General features: G+C 58.1%; 13 protein-coding genes. 5 read left to right on the top strand and 8 right to left on the bottom strand.

Features of this window, described 5'->3' with window-relative positions; all coding sequences use genetic code 11:
- Positions 1-12 precede the first annotated feature (12 nt).
- Together SynMITS9220_RS12070 and SynMITS9220_RS12065 are read left to right on the top strand one after the other, a co-directional pair.
- On the top strand, positions 13-954 hold the full coding sequence (locus SynMITS9220_RS12070) for an NAD(+) kinase (protein ID WP_186989503.1): 942 nt from the start codon (positions 13-15) through the stop codon (positions 952-954).
- A gap of 10 nt (positions 955-964) precedes the next feature.
- Positions 965-1,471 carry a CYTH domain-containing protein gene (locus tag SynMITS9220_RS12065; RefSeq protein WP_186989501.1) on the top strand — a complete coding sequence of 169 codons (507 nt, stop codon included), beginning with the start codon at positions 965-967 and terminating at the stop codon, positions 1,469-1,471.
- Between the two features lie 216 nt (positions 1,472-1,687).
- Here the strand turns inward: SynMITS9220_RS12065 and SynMITS9220_RS12060 are convergent, their stop codons facing one another.
- A complete protein-coding gene (locus tag SynMITS9220_RS12060; protein ID WP_066909057.1) occupies positions 1,688-1,966 on the bottom strand; it encodes a LuxR C-terminal-related transcriptional regulator in 279 nt (92 codons plus the stop codon).
- A gap of 91 nt (positions 1,967-2,057) precedes the next feature.
- Here SynMITS9220_RS12060 and SynMITS9220_RS12055 point away from each other — a divergent pair, with 91 nt between their 5' ends.
- Positions 2,058-2,951, top strand: a complete 894-nt coding sequence (locus tag SynMITS9220_RS12055; protein WP_186989499.1) for a methylenetetrahydrofolate reductase — start codon at positions 2,058-2,060, stop codon at positions 2,949-2,951.
- Here SynMITS9220_RS12055 and SynMITS9220_RS12050 read toward each other — a convergent pair.
- The 5 genes from SynMITS9220_RS12050 to SynMITS9220_RS12030 all read right to left on the bottom strand — a co-directional run bounded on the left by SynMITS9220_RS12050 (position 2,932) and on the right by SynMITS9220_RS12030 (position 10,028).
- Positions 2,932-4,110, bottom strand: coding sequence for an NDP-sugar synthase (locus SynMITS9220_RS12050; protein ID WP_115125672.1), 1,179 nt, complete (start codon positions 4,108-4,110; stop codon positions 2,932-2,934). The genes SynMITS9220_RS12055 and SynMITS9220_RS12050 overlap by 20 nt on opposite strands.
- A 44-nt stretch (positions 4,111-4,154) precedes the next feature.
- The gene (locus tag SynMITS9220_RS12045; protein WP_186989497.1) at positions 4,155-5,054 is read right to left on the bottom strand and encodes a segregation/condensation protein A; all 900 of its coding nucleotides are present in this window, start codon (positions 5,052-5,054) and stop codon (positions 4,155-4,157) included.
- A gap of 73 nt (positions 5,055-5,127) precedes the next feature.
- Complete coding sequence (locus tag SynMITS9220_RS12040) at positions 5,128-6,798, bottom strand: NAD(P)H-quinone oxidoreductase subunit 4 (RefSeq protein WP_186989494.1); 1,671 nt, start codon at positions 6,796-6,798, stop codon at positions 5,128-5,130.
- Between the two features lie 481 nt (positions 6,799-7,279).
- Entirely contained in the window at positions 7,280-9,292 is a 2,013-nt protein-coding gene (locus SynMITS9220_RS12035; RefSeq protein WP_186989492.1) for an NAD(P)H-quinone oxidoreductase subunit 5, read from the bottom strand.
- 34 nt (positions 9,293-9,326) lie between these two features.
- Positions 9,327-10,028: an NnrU family protein gene (locus SynMITS9220_RS12030; protein WP_186992216.1), complete on the bottom strand. Its 702-nt coding sequence runs from the start codon at positions 10,026-10,028 to the stop codon at positions 9,327-9,329.
- Positions 10,029-10,161: 133 nt separating this feature from the next.
- Here SynMITS9220_RS12030 and SynMITS9220_RS12025 point away from each other — a divergent pair, with 133 nt between their 5' ends.
- Positions 10,162-11,166: a LysR family transcriptional regulator gene (locus SynMITS9220_RS12025; protein ID WP_186989490.1), complete on the top strand. Its 1,005-nt coding sequence runs from the start codon at positions 10,162-10,164 to the stop codon at positions 11,164-11,166.
- Here SynMITS9220_RS12025 and SynMITS9220_RS12020 read toward each other — a convergent pair.
- A complete protein-coding gene (locus tag SynMITS9220_RS12020) occupies positions 11,157-11,786 on the bottom strand; it encodes a DUF3172 domain-containing protein (protein ID WP_115125667.1) in 630 nt (209 codons plus the stop codon). The two genes, SynMITS9220_RS12025 and SynMITS9220_RS12020, sit on opposite strands and share 10 nt — an antisense overlap.
- Entirely contained in the window at positions 11,783-12,130 is a 348-nt protein-coding gene (ndhM, locus tag SynMITS9220_RS12015) for an NAD(P)H-quinone oxidoreductase subunit M (RefSeq protein ID WP_186989488.1), read from the bottom strand. Before ndhM ends, SynMITS9220_RS12020 begins: the two co-directional genes overlap by 4 nt.
- Positions 12,131-12,238: 108 nt before the next feature.
- On the opposite strand from ndhM, the gene pds reads away from it, so the two are divergent.
- Positions 12,239-13,657, top strand: coding sequence for a 15-cis-phytoene desaturase (gene pds, locus SynMITS9220_RS12010; protein ID WP_186989485.1), 1,419 nt, complete (start codon positions 12,239-12,241; stop codon positions 13,655-13,657).
- The last annotated feature ends 3 nt before the right edge of the window (positions 13,658-13,660 follow it).

Below are 13,660 nucleotides of genomic sequence, written 5' to 3'. Positions count from 1 at the left end.
GGCGCCCTCATCATGCGTCTGCATCGGGTCTGGTTGATCTATAGGGCTGAAAGCCCTCTGGCTTTGAAAGAGGCCAAGGCCTGTGCCAAGACGCTCGAGTCTCTTGGCGTGACTGTGTCTGTGGCGATGAGCGGTCTCAGCGCGGATCCCTTCCCAGGCCTGCTTGCGTCGGAACCGGAACTCCCTGACCTGGCGGTGGTGCTTGGAGGTGACGGCACGGTTCTTGGTGCTGCAAGGCATCTGGCTGTTTATGACGTGCCGATTCTCTGTTTCAACGTCGGCGGTCATCTGGGCTTCCTCACCCATGAACCAGGGCTGATTCGGCGTGATGGTCTGTGGCGACGCCTGCAGGACGACCATTTCGCGATGGAACGTCGCATGATGCTGCAGGCTGTGGTGAATCGAGCCGATGACCTCAACTGTTCCGTATCTGGAGAAGGGGGGCAGGCCGCGGATGACATTGAGCGTCATTGGGCTCTGAATGATTTGTATCTGCGTCCCTGTCAGGAGGATCTTGCGCCCACCTGCACCCTTGAACTGGAGATTGACGGAGAAGTGGTTGACCAGGTCCGCGGAGATGGTTTGATCCTGGCGACTCCAACCGGTTCAACCGGCTACGCCATGGCCGCCGGAGGACCCATCCTCCACCCAGGAATTGACGCCATCATCGTGAGCCCCATCTGTCCGATGAGTCTGTCCAGTCGTCCGGTGGTGCTTCCACCCAGGTCGAGATTGGTGATCTGGCCACTTGGAGACGGATATCGGCCAGTGAAGCTCTGGAAGGACGGCGCCAGTGGGCCGGTGCTGTGCCCTGGTGAATGCTGCGTGATTCAAAGGGCTCCCCATCATGCGCTGATGGTTCAGCTGGAGCAGTCGCCCTCTTACTACCGCACCCTTTCACGCAAGTTGCACTGGGCCGGGAGCCTGGTGGACACGATGCCCTCGCCCAACTGAAAGCTCAGCGATGCCCCTTGAGATCGAACGCCGTTTCCTGGTGACCGGGTCTGGCTGGCGTGCCCATGCAGGAGAGCCACAGCAGCTCAGACAGGGCTATCTGGTCTTGAGTGAGGACGGTTTCACCGTCCGGGTGCGGCTTCGGGCGGATGGAAAAGCTTGGCTCACGCTCAAGGCGCCCGCGGAGGGAATCGCGCGTCATGAATTCGAATACGAACTGCCGCCTGCTGATTCCGAAGCCCTCTGGACGCTTGCGCCCCATCGGTTAATCAAGACCCGGTTTGCCTTGTCGCTTCCCGGTGGCGAGTGGGTGGTGGATTGCTTTGAAGGAGACAATGCACCGCTGGTGCTGGCGGAGGTAGAGCTCAGTGACGCTTCAGATCTCGTTGACCAACCCGAGTGGTGTGGTCGGGAGGTCACCGGCGAAGGGCTCTGGAGCAATGCAGCACTGGCTTATCAGCCGATTTCAAGCTGGCCTCTGGAGATGAGACAGCGTCAAGGTCTGGAGTCGACTTAAGACAATCACCCCACGATCCTTGAAAGAGTCTTTGGTTTTCCTTTAGATTTGGATTGGGAATCGTGAAGTGACTCGTGCACGGCCTCTACGACCACGACGGAATTCTGCGATTCATCGGACTGGATCGGGAGGCCTGTGTCGCGTATGCCGAGCTGTTCGACCTTTCTCTGGCCAGTTGCTCCCTAATGGATCTGCCTGTGCCTCTGCCGCTGGCAGTCAGGACGCGTCAACGGATGATTCCGGGAGTAGGCAACAGTTGAAGCCATCACGGCAGATTTTCCCGTGATCCATGGCCCAATTGAGCAGGGCAACTCTGTTCTTGGAGCCAGTCTTGGTGAAGACGTTGCTGACGTGATTGTCGACCGTCCGTTTGCTGATGGTGAGCCGCTCTGCAATCTCCTGGTTGGTCAATCCCTCTGCGACCAGTTCGATGATTTCGACCTCCCGTGTCGAGAGTGAGATGTTCGAGGACCCATGTCCATCGCCATTCACCATGCTGGACACCGACGATTCTTCCACCTCCATCCTAGGCATTCATTCCTGACTGGCGATCTTCCATAGTGGCCATCAGAAGCATTTGAAGGGTTTGGGTTCAGCGCTGCAGCGCAGTCTTGAGGCTGGTGCCGTCACCGTCACGGCTGAGGTGATGCCACCCCGTGGGGGAGATCCCAGTCATACCTTGGCCATGGCCAATCTCCTGCGCGACTGGGTTCAGGCCATCAATGTCACTGACGGCAGCCGCGCTGTGATGCGCATGAGCAGTCTTGCGGTGTGCCGCTTGCTGTTGGACGCAGGGCTTGAGCCTGTGCTGCAAATGGCAGGGCGTGATCGCAATCGCATTGGGATTCAGGCGGATCTGCTCGGTGCCCATGCGCTCGGTATCCGTAATTTGCTGTGTCTCACTGGGGATTCAGTGAAGGCTGGTGATCAACCCTCCGTTCGCCCGGTGCATGAACTGGAGTCGGTGCGGCTGCTGCAGCAAGTCAGCTCTTTCAACCGGGGTGAGGACCCTGTGAAGGAGAGCCTGCCCGATGGCCCCACAGCCTTATTTGCAGGAGCTGCCGCTGATCCGCACTGTGCCAGCTGGTCGGGGCTCAAGCGCAGGCTGGAGCGTAAACGCGAAGCAGGTGCTCGTTTCGTTCAGACCCAAATGGTGATGGATCCGCAGGTGCTGGAGCGTTTCTGCCGTGACATGGCGGCTCCGATGGAGCTGCCTGTTCTGGCAGGGGTGTTTCTGCTCAAGTCAGCGAGGAATGCCAGTTTCATCAATCAGAAGGTCCCTGGAGCCAACATTCCAGACAGCCTGATCGCGCGACTGGATGCCGCCTCAGATCCTGCGGCCGAAGGCATCGCCATCGCGGCTGAGCAGGTCCGGCAATTTGCCGGGATTGCTCAGGGCGTCCACGTGATGGCCGTGAGAGCGGAAGAGCGGATTCCTGAGGTGCTGGAGCGAGCTGGTCTCAGCTCGCAGCAGTTGTGAGGTCAGTCCCGAGCAGTTCAGCCATCGCTTTCTGCTGAGGGGAGGGCTCAACCAGATCCTGGCGCCGGGCATCGGTGATCAACCAGTCGAGGGCAGCTTCCTGAAGATCGAAATGGTCGCCATTTTTGCCAACGCAGTAACGGCCGAACACCAGTTTTTCGACGAGCTGGACGCCTGCACCGATGCGTGAGTAATCGAAGATGATCGAATTATCGATTGTGGCGCCTTCGCAGATGTGGCAGCTGGGCCCGATCATCGTGGGGCCGATCAGCGTTGCTCCGTCTTCGATCTTGGTCATGCCACCGACATAGACGGGGCCCTGAACGTCGATCCGGTCCCAGTTGGCCGCCACATTCAGGCCGGTGTAGACCCCAGGACGAACCTCTTTGCCAGGAATGCCCACCTGGCGAACATCACCCTGAAGCACACTTCGGATCGCCCGCCAGTAATCGGGGACCTTGCCGATGTCGACCCATTCGAACTCCATGGGTAAGGCATAGAACGGTGCACCGACCTCCACAAGCCTGGGGAAGAGATCCGAGCCGATGTCGAAGGACTCACCCGAAGGGATGTGCTCAAAAATCTCTGGTTCGAAGAGATAGATGCCTGTGTTGATGGTGTCGCTCAGGGCTTCGTCCACCTTCGGCTTTTCCTGGAAGGCCTGAATGCGTCCCTCCGCATCACTCACGACAACGCCATAGCTGCTGACCTGTTCCTTCGGAACACGTTTGGTGATCAGGCTGGCGAGGGCACCTTTCTCCCGGTGACGTCTCACCGCTTCGGTGAGATCAAGGTCGATGAGTGCATCGCCACACAACACGACAAAGGTGTCGTCGAAGAACGTCTGGAAATCCTGGATTTTCTTCAGCCCGCCAGCGGAGCCCAGAGCGTCACCGATCAGTTCGCCATCTTCGATACGGCCTTCGAAGCTATAAGCGATTTCCACGCCAAATCGCTGGCCATCTCGGAAGTAGTTCTCGATCTCCTCGGCCAAGTGGGACACATTGACCATCACCTCCGCGAAACCATGCTCCTTGAGCAGTTCCAGCAGGAATTCCATCACTGGCTTCTGCAGGATTGGAATCATCGGTTTGGGAATCACATGTGTGATCGGCTGAACCCTTGTTCCCTTGCCCGCGGCCAGGATCATCGCCTTCATCGGCGTAACAGGCTTACAACGGATAAGCCAACATAAGGGTGTGGTTAAGCCGCCACGGCTCCCTCGGCCGGCATGACAGCTGGCACGTCCAGGCTGGTCAGAGGCATCTGGGCCATGGTGCCTGGAGCAAGTAGCCGTTTGAGTCTGATCGGACCGTGTAGCGAGTCCATCTGCTCCAGCTCAACCTGGCCTTGTGAAGACAGGAACAGAAGTGCCCAGAACACCCCTACGCGGTCCTTATCCAGGTCGTCGTCGGCAATGTCGTTCCATTGAGTCACCAGGTGTTCGAAATTGACCCATTGCAGGGCTGCTTCCCAGCCGTTCAGAAAGACGCCCATGGCTGCTGTGGTTTCCGGCAGTTTCTCTCGGTGAGCGAGGGCGGCCACCTGAGCGATCGCTTCCTTGTTGGAATAGCGCTTCTGACGCTGGCGTCGGCGCATTTCCAGTTCGTCTGATTCGAGCTGCTCTGCAATCGATTCCAGTTGTTCAATCAGCTCCCCCAGCGTGACCGGGCGCCGCAGCGGTGGTGGAGCCACCGGTCGGCGTTGCAGGTGTCGCTCGGGGTGGCGAGGGATGTCGAAGCTTGGATCTAGCCATCCCTGGCCAGCAAAATCCGCCTCAAACATCTCCTCAACCTCTGGTTGCGGAGGAAACGTGCTGGCTTCAAGCACTTCTGCTTTGAGTCCCACCAGCACTGACGCTGCCAGGAAGGCTTCACTGCTGTCGGCCAGGTCACGCTCATAGCTTCCGCCGCGTCGCTTCAACGCTTCCTCAACTTGGCGGGGAACTTCGATCCGTTGTTTCAGCTGATCCAGAAAGCCATCGACCACAGCGATGACATCCACATCCCATGGATCAAGATCACCCTGCTGAGCAGCGTCCTGAAGCAGGCGAATCGCGAGCCTTGCACCGGCATCGGCTCTCTGATTCAGCCCGGCATCCATCTCAGCCTGTGGCCGTCTTCAGGAAAAATACCGGCGATGGATCGACCGGGCCAGCCCCTAGCAGCGTGATTGATCAGGATCCGTTGCCAGGCATCAGCTGAGGCGCTTTGAGCATGGCTGGCGCCAGGCTGCCACTACGAATTAAAGGTGCTGTCGGTCGGCTGATCACCTCCATCGCGGCTACATCTCGGTCAACCAGTGCTTCGATCGCTGTTCGGTAGCTGTCCGTCATCAGTCGCGGATAGAGACCAATCCCGATGATCGGCACCAGCAGACAGCCGATGATGTAGATCTCGCGGGGCTCCGCATCCACCAGGTTGGTGTTGGTGGTGAGCTGTGCGTTTTCCTTGCCAAAGAAAATTTCTCTCAACATCGAGAGCAGATAGATCGGCGTCAGGATCACACCGATTGCAGCGAGTCCGTCGATCACGATCCTGAAGCTGAGTGTGTAGGCCTCGTCGGTTGCGAAGCCTGTGAACACCATCAATTCACTGACAAATCCACTCATGCCCGGGAGTGCGAGGGACGCCAGGCAGCAGACGGTCCACAGAGCAAACATGACCCGCATCTTCTGGCCCACCCCACCCATCTCATCGAGCTGCAGGGTGTGGGTGCGGTCATAGGTGGCGCCCACCAGGAAAAATAGGCTGGCCCCGATCAGGCCATGGCTGATCATCTGCAACATCGCGCCACTCGTTCCTAGAGCGCTGAAACTGCCGATGCCAATCAGCACAAAGCCCATATGGCTGATAGAGCTGTAGGCAATTTTTCGTTTGAGGTTGCGCTGAGCGAAGGAGGTGAGGGCTGCGTAAATGATGTTGACAACACCCAGCACGACCAGAAGTGGTGCGAATTGGGCATGCGCTTCAGGCAGCATTTCGGCGTTGAAGCGCATCAGGGCATAGCCGCCCATTTTCAGCAGGATGCCCGCCAGCAGCATGTGCACTGGAGCTGTCGCCTCACCGTGAGCATCCGGCAGCCAGGTGTGCAGTGGAACGATCGGTAATTTGACTCCGAAGGCGATCAGCAGACCGGCGTAACAGAGCAACTGAAATCCTGTGCTGAACCCCTTCTGTGCCAGCACGGTGTACTCAAAGTTGGGCGTACCGCCTCCCATGAAGCCCATGGCCAGAGCCGCAAGCAGGATGAACAGCGAGCTGCCAGCCGTGTAGAGGATGAACTTGGTGGCAGCGTACTGACGCCTCTTGCCCCCCCAGATGGCCAGCAACAGGTAAACAGGCAGCAGTTCCAGTTCCCAGGCCAGGAAAAACAACAGCATGTCCTGCACTGCGAACACTGCGATCTGGCCGCCATCCATGGCCAGAATCAGAAAGAAGAACAGCTTGGGTTTGAAGGTGACCGGCCATGCGGCCAGGACCGCCAGCGCGGTGATGAAGCTGGTGAGCAGGATCAGAGGCATGGACAAGCCATCGGCCCCAACGGCCCACGTCAGTCCCAGATCTGGTAGCCAGCTGACCCGTTCTGAGAGCTGCAGGCCGCTGAAGCTGGGGTCATAACCGCTCAGATAGGCCCCCACCGTGATCAGAAAGGTGACGAGCGCGATGCCCAGAGCGAACCAGCGGACTTGTCGCCCTTCTCCCTGATCAGGGATGAAGGGGACGATCAACGCGCCCACGATCGGGAAAAGGATGGAAAGACTCAGCCAGGGGAACTGAGCTGGAATGATTCCTGCTGCGATATCCGCTGCAGGGTCAAAGGGAGCACTGACGGCAAACTCCAGCAACGAAAAGGCCTTTCACCACTGTTCGGAGTGTAGAAATCCTGGCTGTACTGACACTGACTCGATAGGCGTTGACACACATAAGCCGGTTGATGTGCTGATCTGCTGATCAGATCTCTCCAGAACCCTGAAGAGCGGGAAAACGTTGACCGCCTCAACAACCACAACGTTTGAGGTTGTTGACATGGTCGGTGCATTCATCTTCATTTCCGTGCAGCTCCCGCCTTGTCACCTTGCTGGATTCAGCACGACAAGGTCGTTGTTTTCAGAGATAACGAACCTGTCGGTTCAGCAACAAAAAAGCTCCCTTGTTGAGGAGGCTTCACGAGTTCGAACAATCAATCGAGATCTGCAGACTTCAGATCAGAAACGGAAGGAGGTCTTCATCATGCCGCCCAAACTGAGTGAAGCTTTCTTCCTGAGTTGCAGCTCCCAGAGGGCTGCTCAGCTTGATGATGAATGAGGCACTGTGCACTTGATGAGGTCAATTAATCGGGCCGCCAAGCACACCAAAGAGCACCACCAGGCCAATGACACCACCAAACACGATCAGGGCGTAGAACTGGGCGCGGCCGGTTTCGAAGTATTTGAGACCTTCGCCGCTGCCCAGCGTGAGCAGGCCGGTGAGGTTCACGACGCCATCAACCACTTTGGCGTCAACTTCCAGCACCTCTCGTGCAATTTTGCGGCTGCTGCGGACGAACAGCTTGTCGTTGATGTCATCCAAATACCACTTGTTGGCAAGGAAGGCATTAACGGCTGGGAAGCGAGCTGCGACCAGCTCACCTAGATCGATTCGACGCAGGGCATAGGCGAGCACAGCCACGCTGATTCCGATCACGGAGATGGCAACGGAGGCTCCTGCCAGAGGCAGGAATTCTCCCCAACTGAAATGCTCCGCCATCTCAAGGGCTTCTTCGGGGTCAAGAAGTCCGGCAAAGCGGCTATTCCAGGGAGTGCCGAGCAGACCGATCAGGACGGAGGGGACCGCGAGCACCACCAGCGGCAGGGTCATCGGCCATGGCGATTCATGCAGGCTGCCCGCATGGTGGGCATGTTCCTCATCCACGGCCTTGCCTGCGGCAGCCATCAGCTGAGCCTGCATGGCCTCATCGTTGCCGCGAAAGTCTCCCTCGAAGGTGAGGAAATAAAGCCGGAACATGTAAAACGCGGTCATGCCGGCGGTGAGAAAGCCCACCACCCAGAGGATGGGAAATGTGCCAAAGGCTTGTCCAAGAATTTCGTCTTTGCTCCAGAAGCCTGCCAGTGGAGGGATGCCACTGATGGCGATGCAGCCAATCAGGAAGGTAATCGCTGTGATCGGCATCTTTTTGCGCAGACCGCCCATCAGTCGCATGTCCTGGGCGAGCACAGGTTCATGTCCCACCACATCCTCCATGGCGTGAATCACTGATCCCGACCCCAGGAAGAGCATCGCCTTGAAGAAGGCATGGGTCACCAGGTGGAACATGCCGGCAACGGGGGCTCCACAGCCCATGGCCAGCATCATGTAGCCCAGCTGGGACACGGTGCTGTAGGCCAGTCCCTTTTTGAGGTCCATCTGGGTGAGGGCGATCGAGGCTCCCAGAAAGCAGGTGATCGTGCCGGTGACTGCGATGAACACTCCCACGCTCGGAAATTGGCTGTAAAGCGGTTCGAGACGTGCCACCAAAAACACGCCGGCAGCCACCATCGTGGCGGCGTGGATCAGTGCCGAGATCGGTGTTGGACCTTCCATCGCATCCGGCAGCCAGACGTGAAGAGGGAACTGGGCCGATTTCGCCATCGGACCCATGAACACAAACAGACAGAGAAGGAGAGCTGCCCAGCCCGGCACGATGCCGCTGCTCACTCCCGCTGAAAGCCCATCGGCGATTCCCTGGAAGTCGAAACTGCCTGTAGCCCAGAACAGACCGAGGATGCCGAGCAAGAGGCCGAAGTCACCAACCCTGTTGACCACAAAAGCCTTCTGAGCGGCATGTGCTGCGCCGTCTCGGTCGTACCAGAAGCCCACCAGCAGATAGGACGACATGCCCACCAACTCCCAGAACACATAGATCTCGAGCAGGTTGGGGCTCACCACCAGTCCAAGCATCGAACTGCTGAAGATGGCCAGGTAGGTGAAAAAGCGCACGTAGCTCTTGTCGTGCGCCATGTAGCCGTGTGAGTAGATCATCACCAGCAAGGCCACAGTGGTGACCAGAGCCAGCATCACTGCGGCAAGAGGGTCGACCACGTAGCCCATTGGCAGGATGAAATCCCCTGCGCTTGCCCAAATAAACAGGTGTTCGACCGGCGGTGCGCCTCCCAGTTGCTCCAAGAGCACCGCATAACTGATCACTGCGGCAGCACCAATGCAGCTGATCAGCAGCACGGCCACCGGTTTTCGCAATCGGTTGATTGTGCGGTTGAAGCTGATCAGACCCAGACCAGTGATCAGGGCCCCGAACAAGGGCAGCACTGGAATCAACCAGGCGGAGTCGGCAGCCGAGGGCATCCAGGCAAAACAGCTTGTAGCGAGTGTAGGCAGCTCAGTTCAACAATTCTCCGAGACGCGAGTGCAGAAAGGCCATGCCTCCTCTGGGGATGTAGCGGTGCGCCCACCAGAACACCCCGACTGCGATGGCGATGCCCAGCTGAGCCGGTCGGACCAGCTCGCTCAACACCAGCTGTTGGCGCCCATCGATCACGGCGGCGAACGGAACCACGGATGTTTCGGCCTGAAGACTGTCGAAAGCTTCTCCGAAGCGTGCTTTGAGTCGTCGGTCGCCATGCCAGACGGCAAAGAGATGATGCGCAATCAGACCTGCACAGGTCACCAGCATGAAGCTGCTTCCAATCCAGAGTGCATGGCTCATGCACCAAAGAATCTGACCGACAGCCTGAGGATGTCGGCTGATCCGGATGATTCCTGTGGCATAGAGACGCACCTGAGGCTTCAGCACCGCAGGGATCTCCAGCAGGTTGTAGGTGGCTGGGTAGAGGAACAGGAAACTGATCGCTGTCACAACCCAGATGGATGGCACCATCCCTGGCACACCCTGAAGATTCCAGATCCGGATGCCGTCATAGCGGTGAGCCAGGAAGTAAGCGATCACCACAACGGCTGAGGGAATGCTCAGGGCTGCAAACACCAGCCGCCAGGCTCGCGCGCCGATCTTGGCCTCAGCCCGTGTTCGCAAGGCTGCGCCACCGCTGTGAATCACTGCGAAAACAACGAGCAACCCCAGCATCACCAGGCTGCTGTGATGGATGCCTGCTGTTGCGTCAGCCAACGAGATGCTGCGAGAGCCGTGATTCTGGCGTTCGGCAGGGAAGGGGACCCCTACAGTTTTTAGGCTTCTGCTGTTTTTCGGGCAGCTTTCCATGGCCGATCTGCCCTTCACCCTGGATCAGCTGCGCATCCTGCGGGCCATCGTCAGTGAGGGCAGTTTCAAAAAGGCAGCCGACAGTCTTTATGTGACCCAGCCGGCGGTGAGCCTGCAGATTCAGAATCTGGAGAAGCAGCTGGAGGTTGCCCTGTTCGACCGTGGCGGTCGCAAGGCTCAGCTCACAGAAGCGGGCCACCTTCTGCTCAGCTACTGCGATCGAATTCTCAGTCAGTGTCATGAGGCGTGCAGGGCGCTAGATGATCTTCACGACCTCAAGGGGGGCTCTTTGCTGGTTGGCGCCAGCCAGACCACCGGGACTTATCTCATGCCTCGCATGATCGGTTTGTTCCGCCAGAAATTCCCGGATGTGGCCGTGCAGCTGCATGTGCACAGCACCCGGCGTACCGGCTGGAGTGTCGCTAATGGACAGATCGATCTGGCGATCATCGGTGGTGAATTACCAGCTGAACTGAATGAACTGCTGCAGGTTGTGCCTTATGCCAGTGACGAGTTGGCTCTGGTGCTGCCTGTGAAGCACCCCCTCGCGCGTCTGGTGGAGCTCAGCAAGGATGACCTTTATCGGCTTGGTTTTGTGAGCCTGGATGCGCAGTCGACCACTCGCAAGATGGTTGATCAGTTGCTCGGCCGCTCCGGATTGGATGTTCAGCGGCTGCGGATTGAGATGGAACTGAACTCATTCGAAGCGATCAAAAATGCCGTTCAGGCAGGTCTGGGCGCGGCTTTCCTGCCAGTGGTCTCGATCGAGCGTGAGCTCACTGCCGGGACCTTGTTACGCCCAACCGTCGTCGACCTTCAGGTGCGTCGTCAGCTCAAGTTGATCACGAACCCATCTCGCTATTGCTCCCGAGCAGCCGAAGCCTTCCGGCGAGATGTATTGCCGGTCTTTGCAAGTGCTGACAGTCCCTTGCGTCAGGGAAGGGCTGCCGCAGTGCCTCAGGACATCAGCTTTGAGCAAACCGGGGAGATCGATCAGAACTGATCGGCTTCCGGAGTGATTCCGACAGTGTCATCCGCCACTCCTCGGGTCAGGAACTTGTTCTGAGTGATGTCGGTCTGGTAAACGCAACGCACAACAGGTTTGTCACGCACTGAGCCGATGTAGGCAAAGGTGTTCATCCGCTGTTTGCATTCCCTCTCCTGCGCTGAGGTGATCGCCCCTTCCTTGCGCAGCACCGCCCAGTTCTCTCTTCGAATCACGCATCCAGGCTGCAGGGTCGGCTGAGTGACAAAACTGCTGGATGGATTCAGCGTCGTATACATCTCGATATCCATCACAAAGGCACTGGCACCCCACTGCCTGCAGAACTCGGGGTCTGGCACTGCCATGTCCAGCTGTTGTGAGCTGGCGATGTTGCCTTGGTCGCCCTGAGTGGTGCTGGTGACGGCACTGCCAATGCCGATTCCCACAATCAGAACCCCAGCCAGCACAGCAATGGTGGCCGTGTTCAAGCTCATGCCGTTGCCACCATTCTTCGGAGGAGGTGGCCCTCCGTATCCTCTGCCGTCCCGGCGGTCATCCCTGCGCGGCTCATCACGGCGTCGGTCACCGCTTCTCCGGTCGTAGCCGGAGCCGGAACGGTCGTAGGGGGATCGACTCACAGCAGTTCAGGCGTTCTGGGAAGACCCATCGAATAGTTGAGGACTCGGCAGTCGGGGTTGTAACTCAGCTTTCCGGCCTGCAGCAGCTCGCGGATGCAGCCTTCTAGTTCCGTGCCGATGCGACGCAGGTTGTAGTCATTCAGAGCTTGACCGTCATGGCTCTTGACCAATTCGCGGAAGCGTTGCTGGACAGTCTCGACCGTGCTGTCAGACCAGACGAATTCGTTGTCGGGATCCAAGTCGAGGGTGAGTTGACTCGGGTCGGCGATCAGATCACCATTCTCGACCCGCGCTGTGAACAGGCGCACGTGACGGGTGGTGCTCTTCAGCAGGGTCTCGGCCATGAATCAAGCGAAGCGATGCGAACACCGCGCAGGCGTATTGCAAGTGACTTTAGGAAGCGGAGAGGAGACCTCTCCTTTTAAGGTTGTTTTCAACTTGTGTTCAGAAGCATGCGTGTCGCCATTGCGGGGGCCGGTTTGGCAGGTCTTTCCTGCGCCAAGTATCTGGCCGATGCTGGCCATACGCCCGTCGTGGTCGAAGCTCGCGACGTGCTCGGTGGCAAGGTTGCAGCCTGGAAAGATGAGGACGGTGACTGGTATGAGACCGGGCTCCACATCTTTTTCGGGGCCTACCCGAACATGCTTCAGATCTTCAAAGAGTTGAACATCAAAGACCGGCTGCAGTGGAAGAGTCATTCGATGATCTTCAATCAGCAGGAGGAACCAGGCACTTACAGCCGCTTTGATTTTCCTGATCTGCCAGCCCCTGTGAATGGTGTGGCCGCGATCCTGGGAAACAACGACATGCTGAGCTGGCCAGAGAAAATCAGCTTCGGCCTGGGCCTTGTGCCTGCGATGCTTCGGGGGCAGGGGTATGTCGAAGAGTGCGACAAGTATTCCTGGACCGAGTGGCTGCGGGTCCACAACATTCCCGAGCGGGTGAACGATGAAGTGTTCTTGGCGATGAGCAAGGCGCTGAATTTCATCGACCCCGATGAAATCTCCGCCACGGTTGTGCTCACAGCCCTCAATCGTTTCCTGCAGGAGAAGAACGGCTCCAAGATGGCTTTCCTCGATGGAGCACCGCCGGAGAGGCTCTGCCAGCCGATGGTGGAGCACATCGAATCGCTTGGCGGTGAGGTTCACCTCGATTGCCCGCTGCGTGAAATCAAGCTCAATGGCGATGGCACTGTGGCTGCCTTCCACATCGGTGGCATCAAGGGCAAGGAGAGCTTCGATCTCACCGCCGATGCCTACGTCAGTGCTCTACCGGTGGACCCTTTCAAGTTGCTGCTCCCGCAGCCTTGGAAGCAGATGGACGTTTTCAAAAAGCTCGACGGTCTGCGTGGAGTGCCTGTGATCAACCTGCATCTCTGGTTCGATCGCAAGCTCACCGATATTGATCACCTGCTGTTCAGCCGCTCGCCACTGCTCAGCGTCTACGCCGACATGAGCATCACCTGCAAGGAGTACGAAGACCCTGATAAGTCGATGCTGGAGCTTGTGTTCGCTCCCGCCAAAGACTGGATCGGACGTTCAGATGAAGAGATCATCGAGGCCACGATGGGTGAACTCAACAAGTTGTTCCCCACTCACTTCGGTGGAGATAACCCCGCCACGCTGCGGAAATTCAAGGTGGTGAAGACACCTCTATCGGTGTACAAAACCACGCCTGGTTGCCAGCAGCTTCGTCCGGATCAGACCACGCCGATCAAAAACTTTTTCCTGGCGGGCGATTACACAATGCAGCGCTATCTCGCATCCATGGAAGGTGCAGTTCTCAGCGGCAAACTCTGTGCAGGGGCGGTGGACCGTAAGAGCGATCAGCTGGCATCATCGTCTCCAGCCATCGAGCCGGTTTCGGCCTGAGTC

It is taken from the genome of Synechococcus sp. MIT S9220, assembly GCF_014304815.1.
GTDB lineage: Bacteria > Cyanobacteriota > Cyanobacteriia > PCC-6307 > Cyanobiaceae > Synechococcus_C.
This window is presented reverse-complemented; position numbering and strand designations above follow the sequence as displayed.

What these genes read in the sequence shown, in the direction of transcription:
- ndhM (WP_186989488.1), bottom strand. Translation starts at nt 12,130, where the DNA reads ATGGCCGAGACCCTGCTGAAGAGCACCACCCGTCACGTGCGCCTGTTC.
- SynMITS9220_RS12025 (WP_186989490.1), top strand. Translation starts at nt 10,162, where the DNA reads ATGGCCGATCTGCCCTTCACCCTGGATCAGCTGCGCATCCTGCGGGCC.
- SynMITS9220_RS12060 (WP_066909057.1), bottom strand. Translation starts at nt 1,966, where the DNA reads ATGGTGAATGGCGATGGACATGGGTCCTCGAACATCTCACTCTCGACA.
- pds (WP_186989485.1), top strand. Translation starts at nt 12,239, where the DNA reads ATGCGTGTCGCCATTGCGGGGGCCGGTTTGGCAGGTCTTTCCTGCGCC.
- SynMITS9220_RS12045 (WP_186989497.1), bottom strand. Translation starts at nt 5,054, where the DNA reads ATGGATGCCGGGCTGAATCAGAGAGCCGATGCCGGTGCAAGGCTCGCG.
- SynMITS9220_RS12065 (WP_186989501.1), top strand. Translation starts at nt 965, where the DNA reads ATGCCCCTTGAGATCGAACGCCGTTTCCTGGTGACCGGGTCTGGCTGG.
- SynMITS9220_RS12030 (WP_186992216.1), bottom strand. Translation starts at nt 10,028, where the DNA reads ATGCTGGGGTTGCTCGTTGTTTTCGCAGTGATTCACAGCGGTGGCGCA.
- SynMITS9220_RS12070 (WP_186989503.1), top strand. Translation starts at nt 13, where the DNA reads ATGCGTCTGCATCGGGTCTGGTTGATCTATAGGGCTGAAAGCCCTCTG.
- SynMITS9220_RS12035 (WP_186989492.1), bottom strand. Translation starts at nt 9,292, where the DNA reads ATGCCCTCGGCTGCCGACTCCGCCTGGTTGATTCCAGTGCTGCCCTTG.
- SynMITS9220_RS12050 (WP_115125672.1), bottom strand. Translation starts at nt 4,110, where the DNA reads ATGAAGGCGATGATCCTGGCCGCGGGCAAGGGAACAAGGGTTCAGCCG.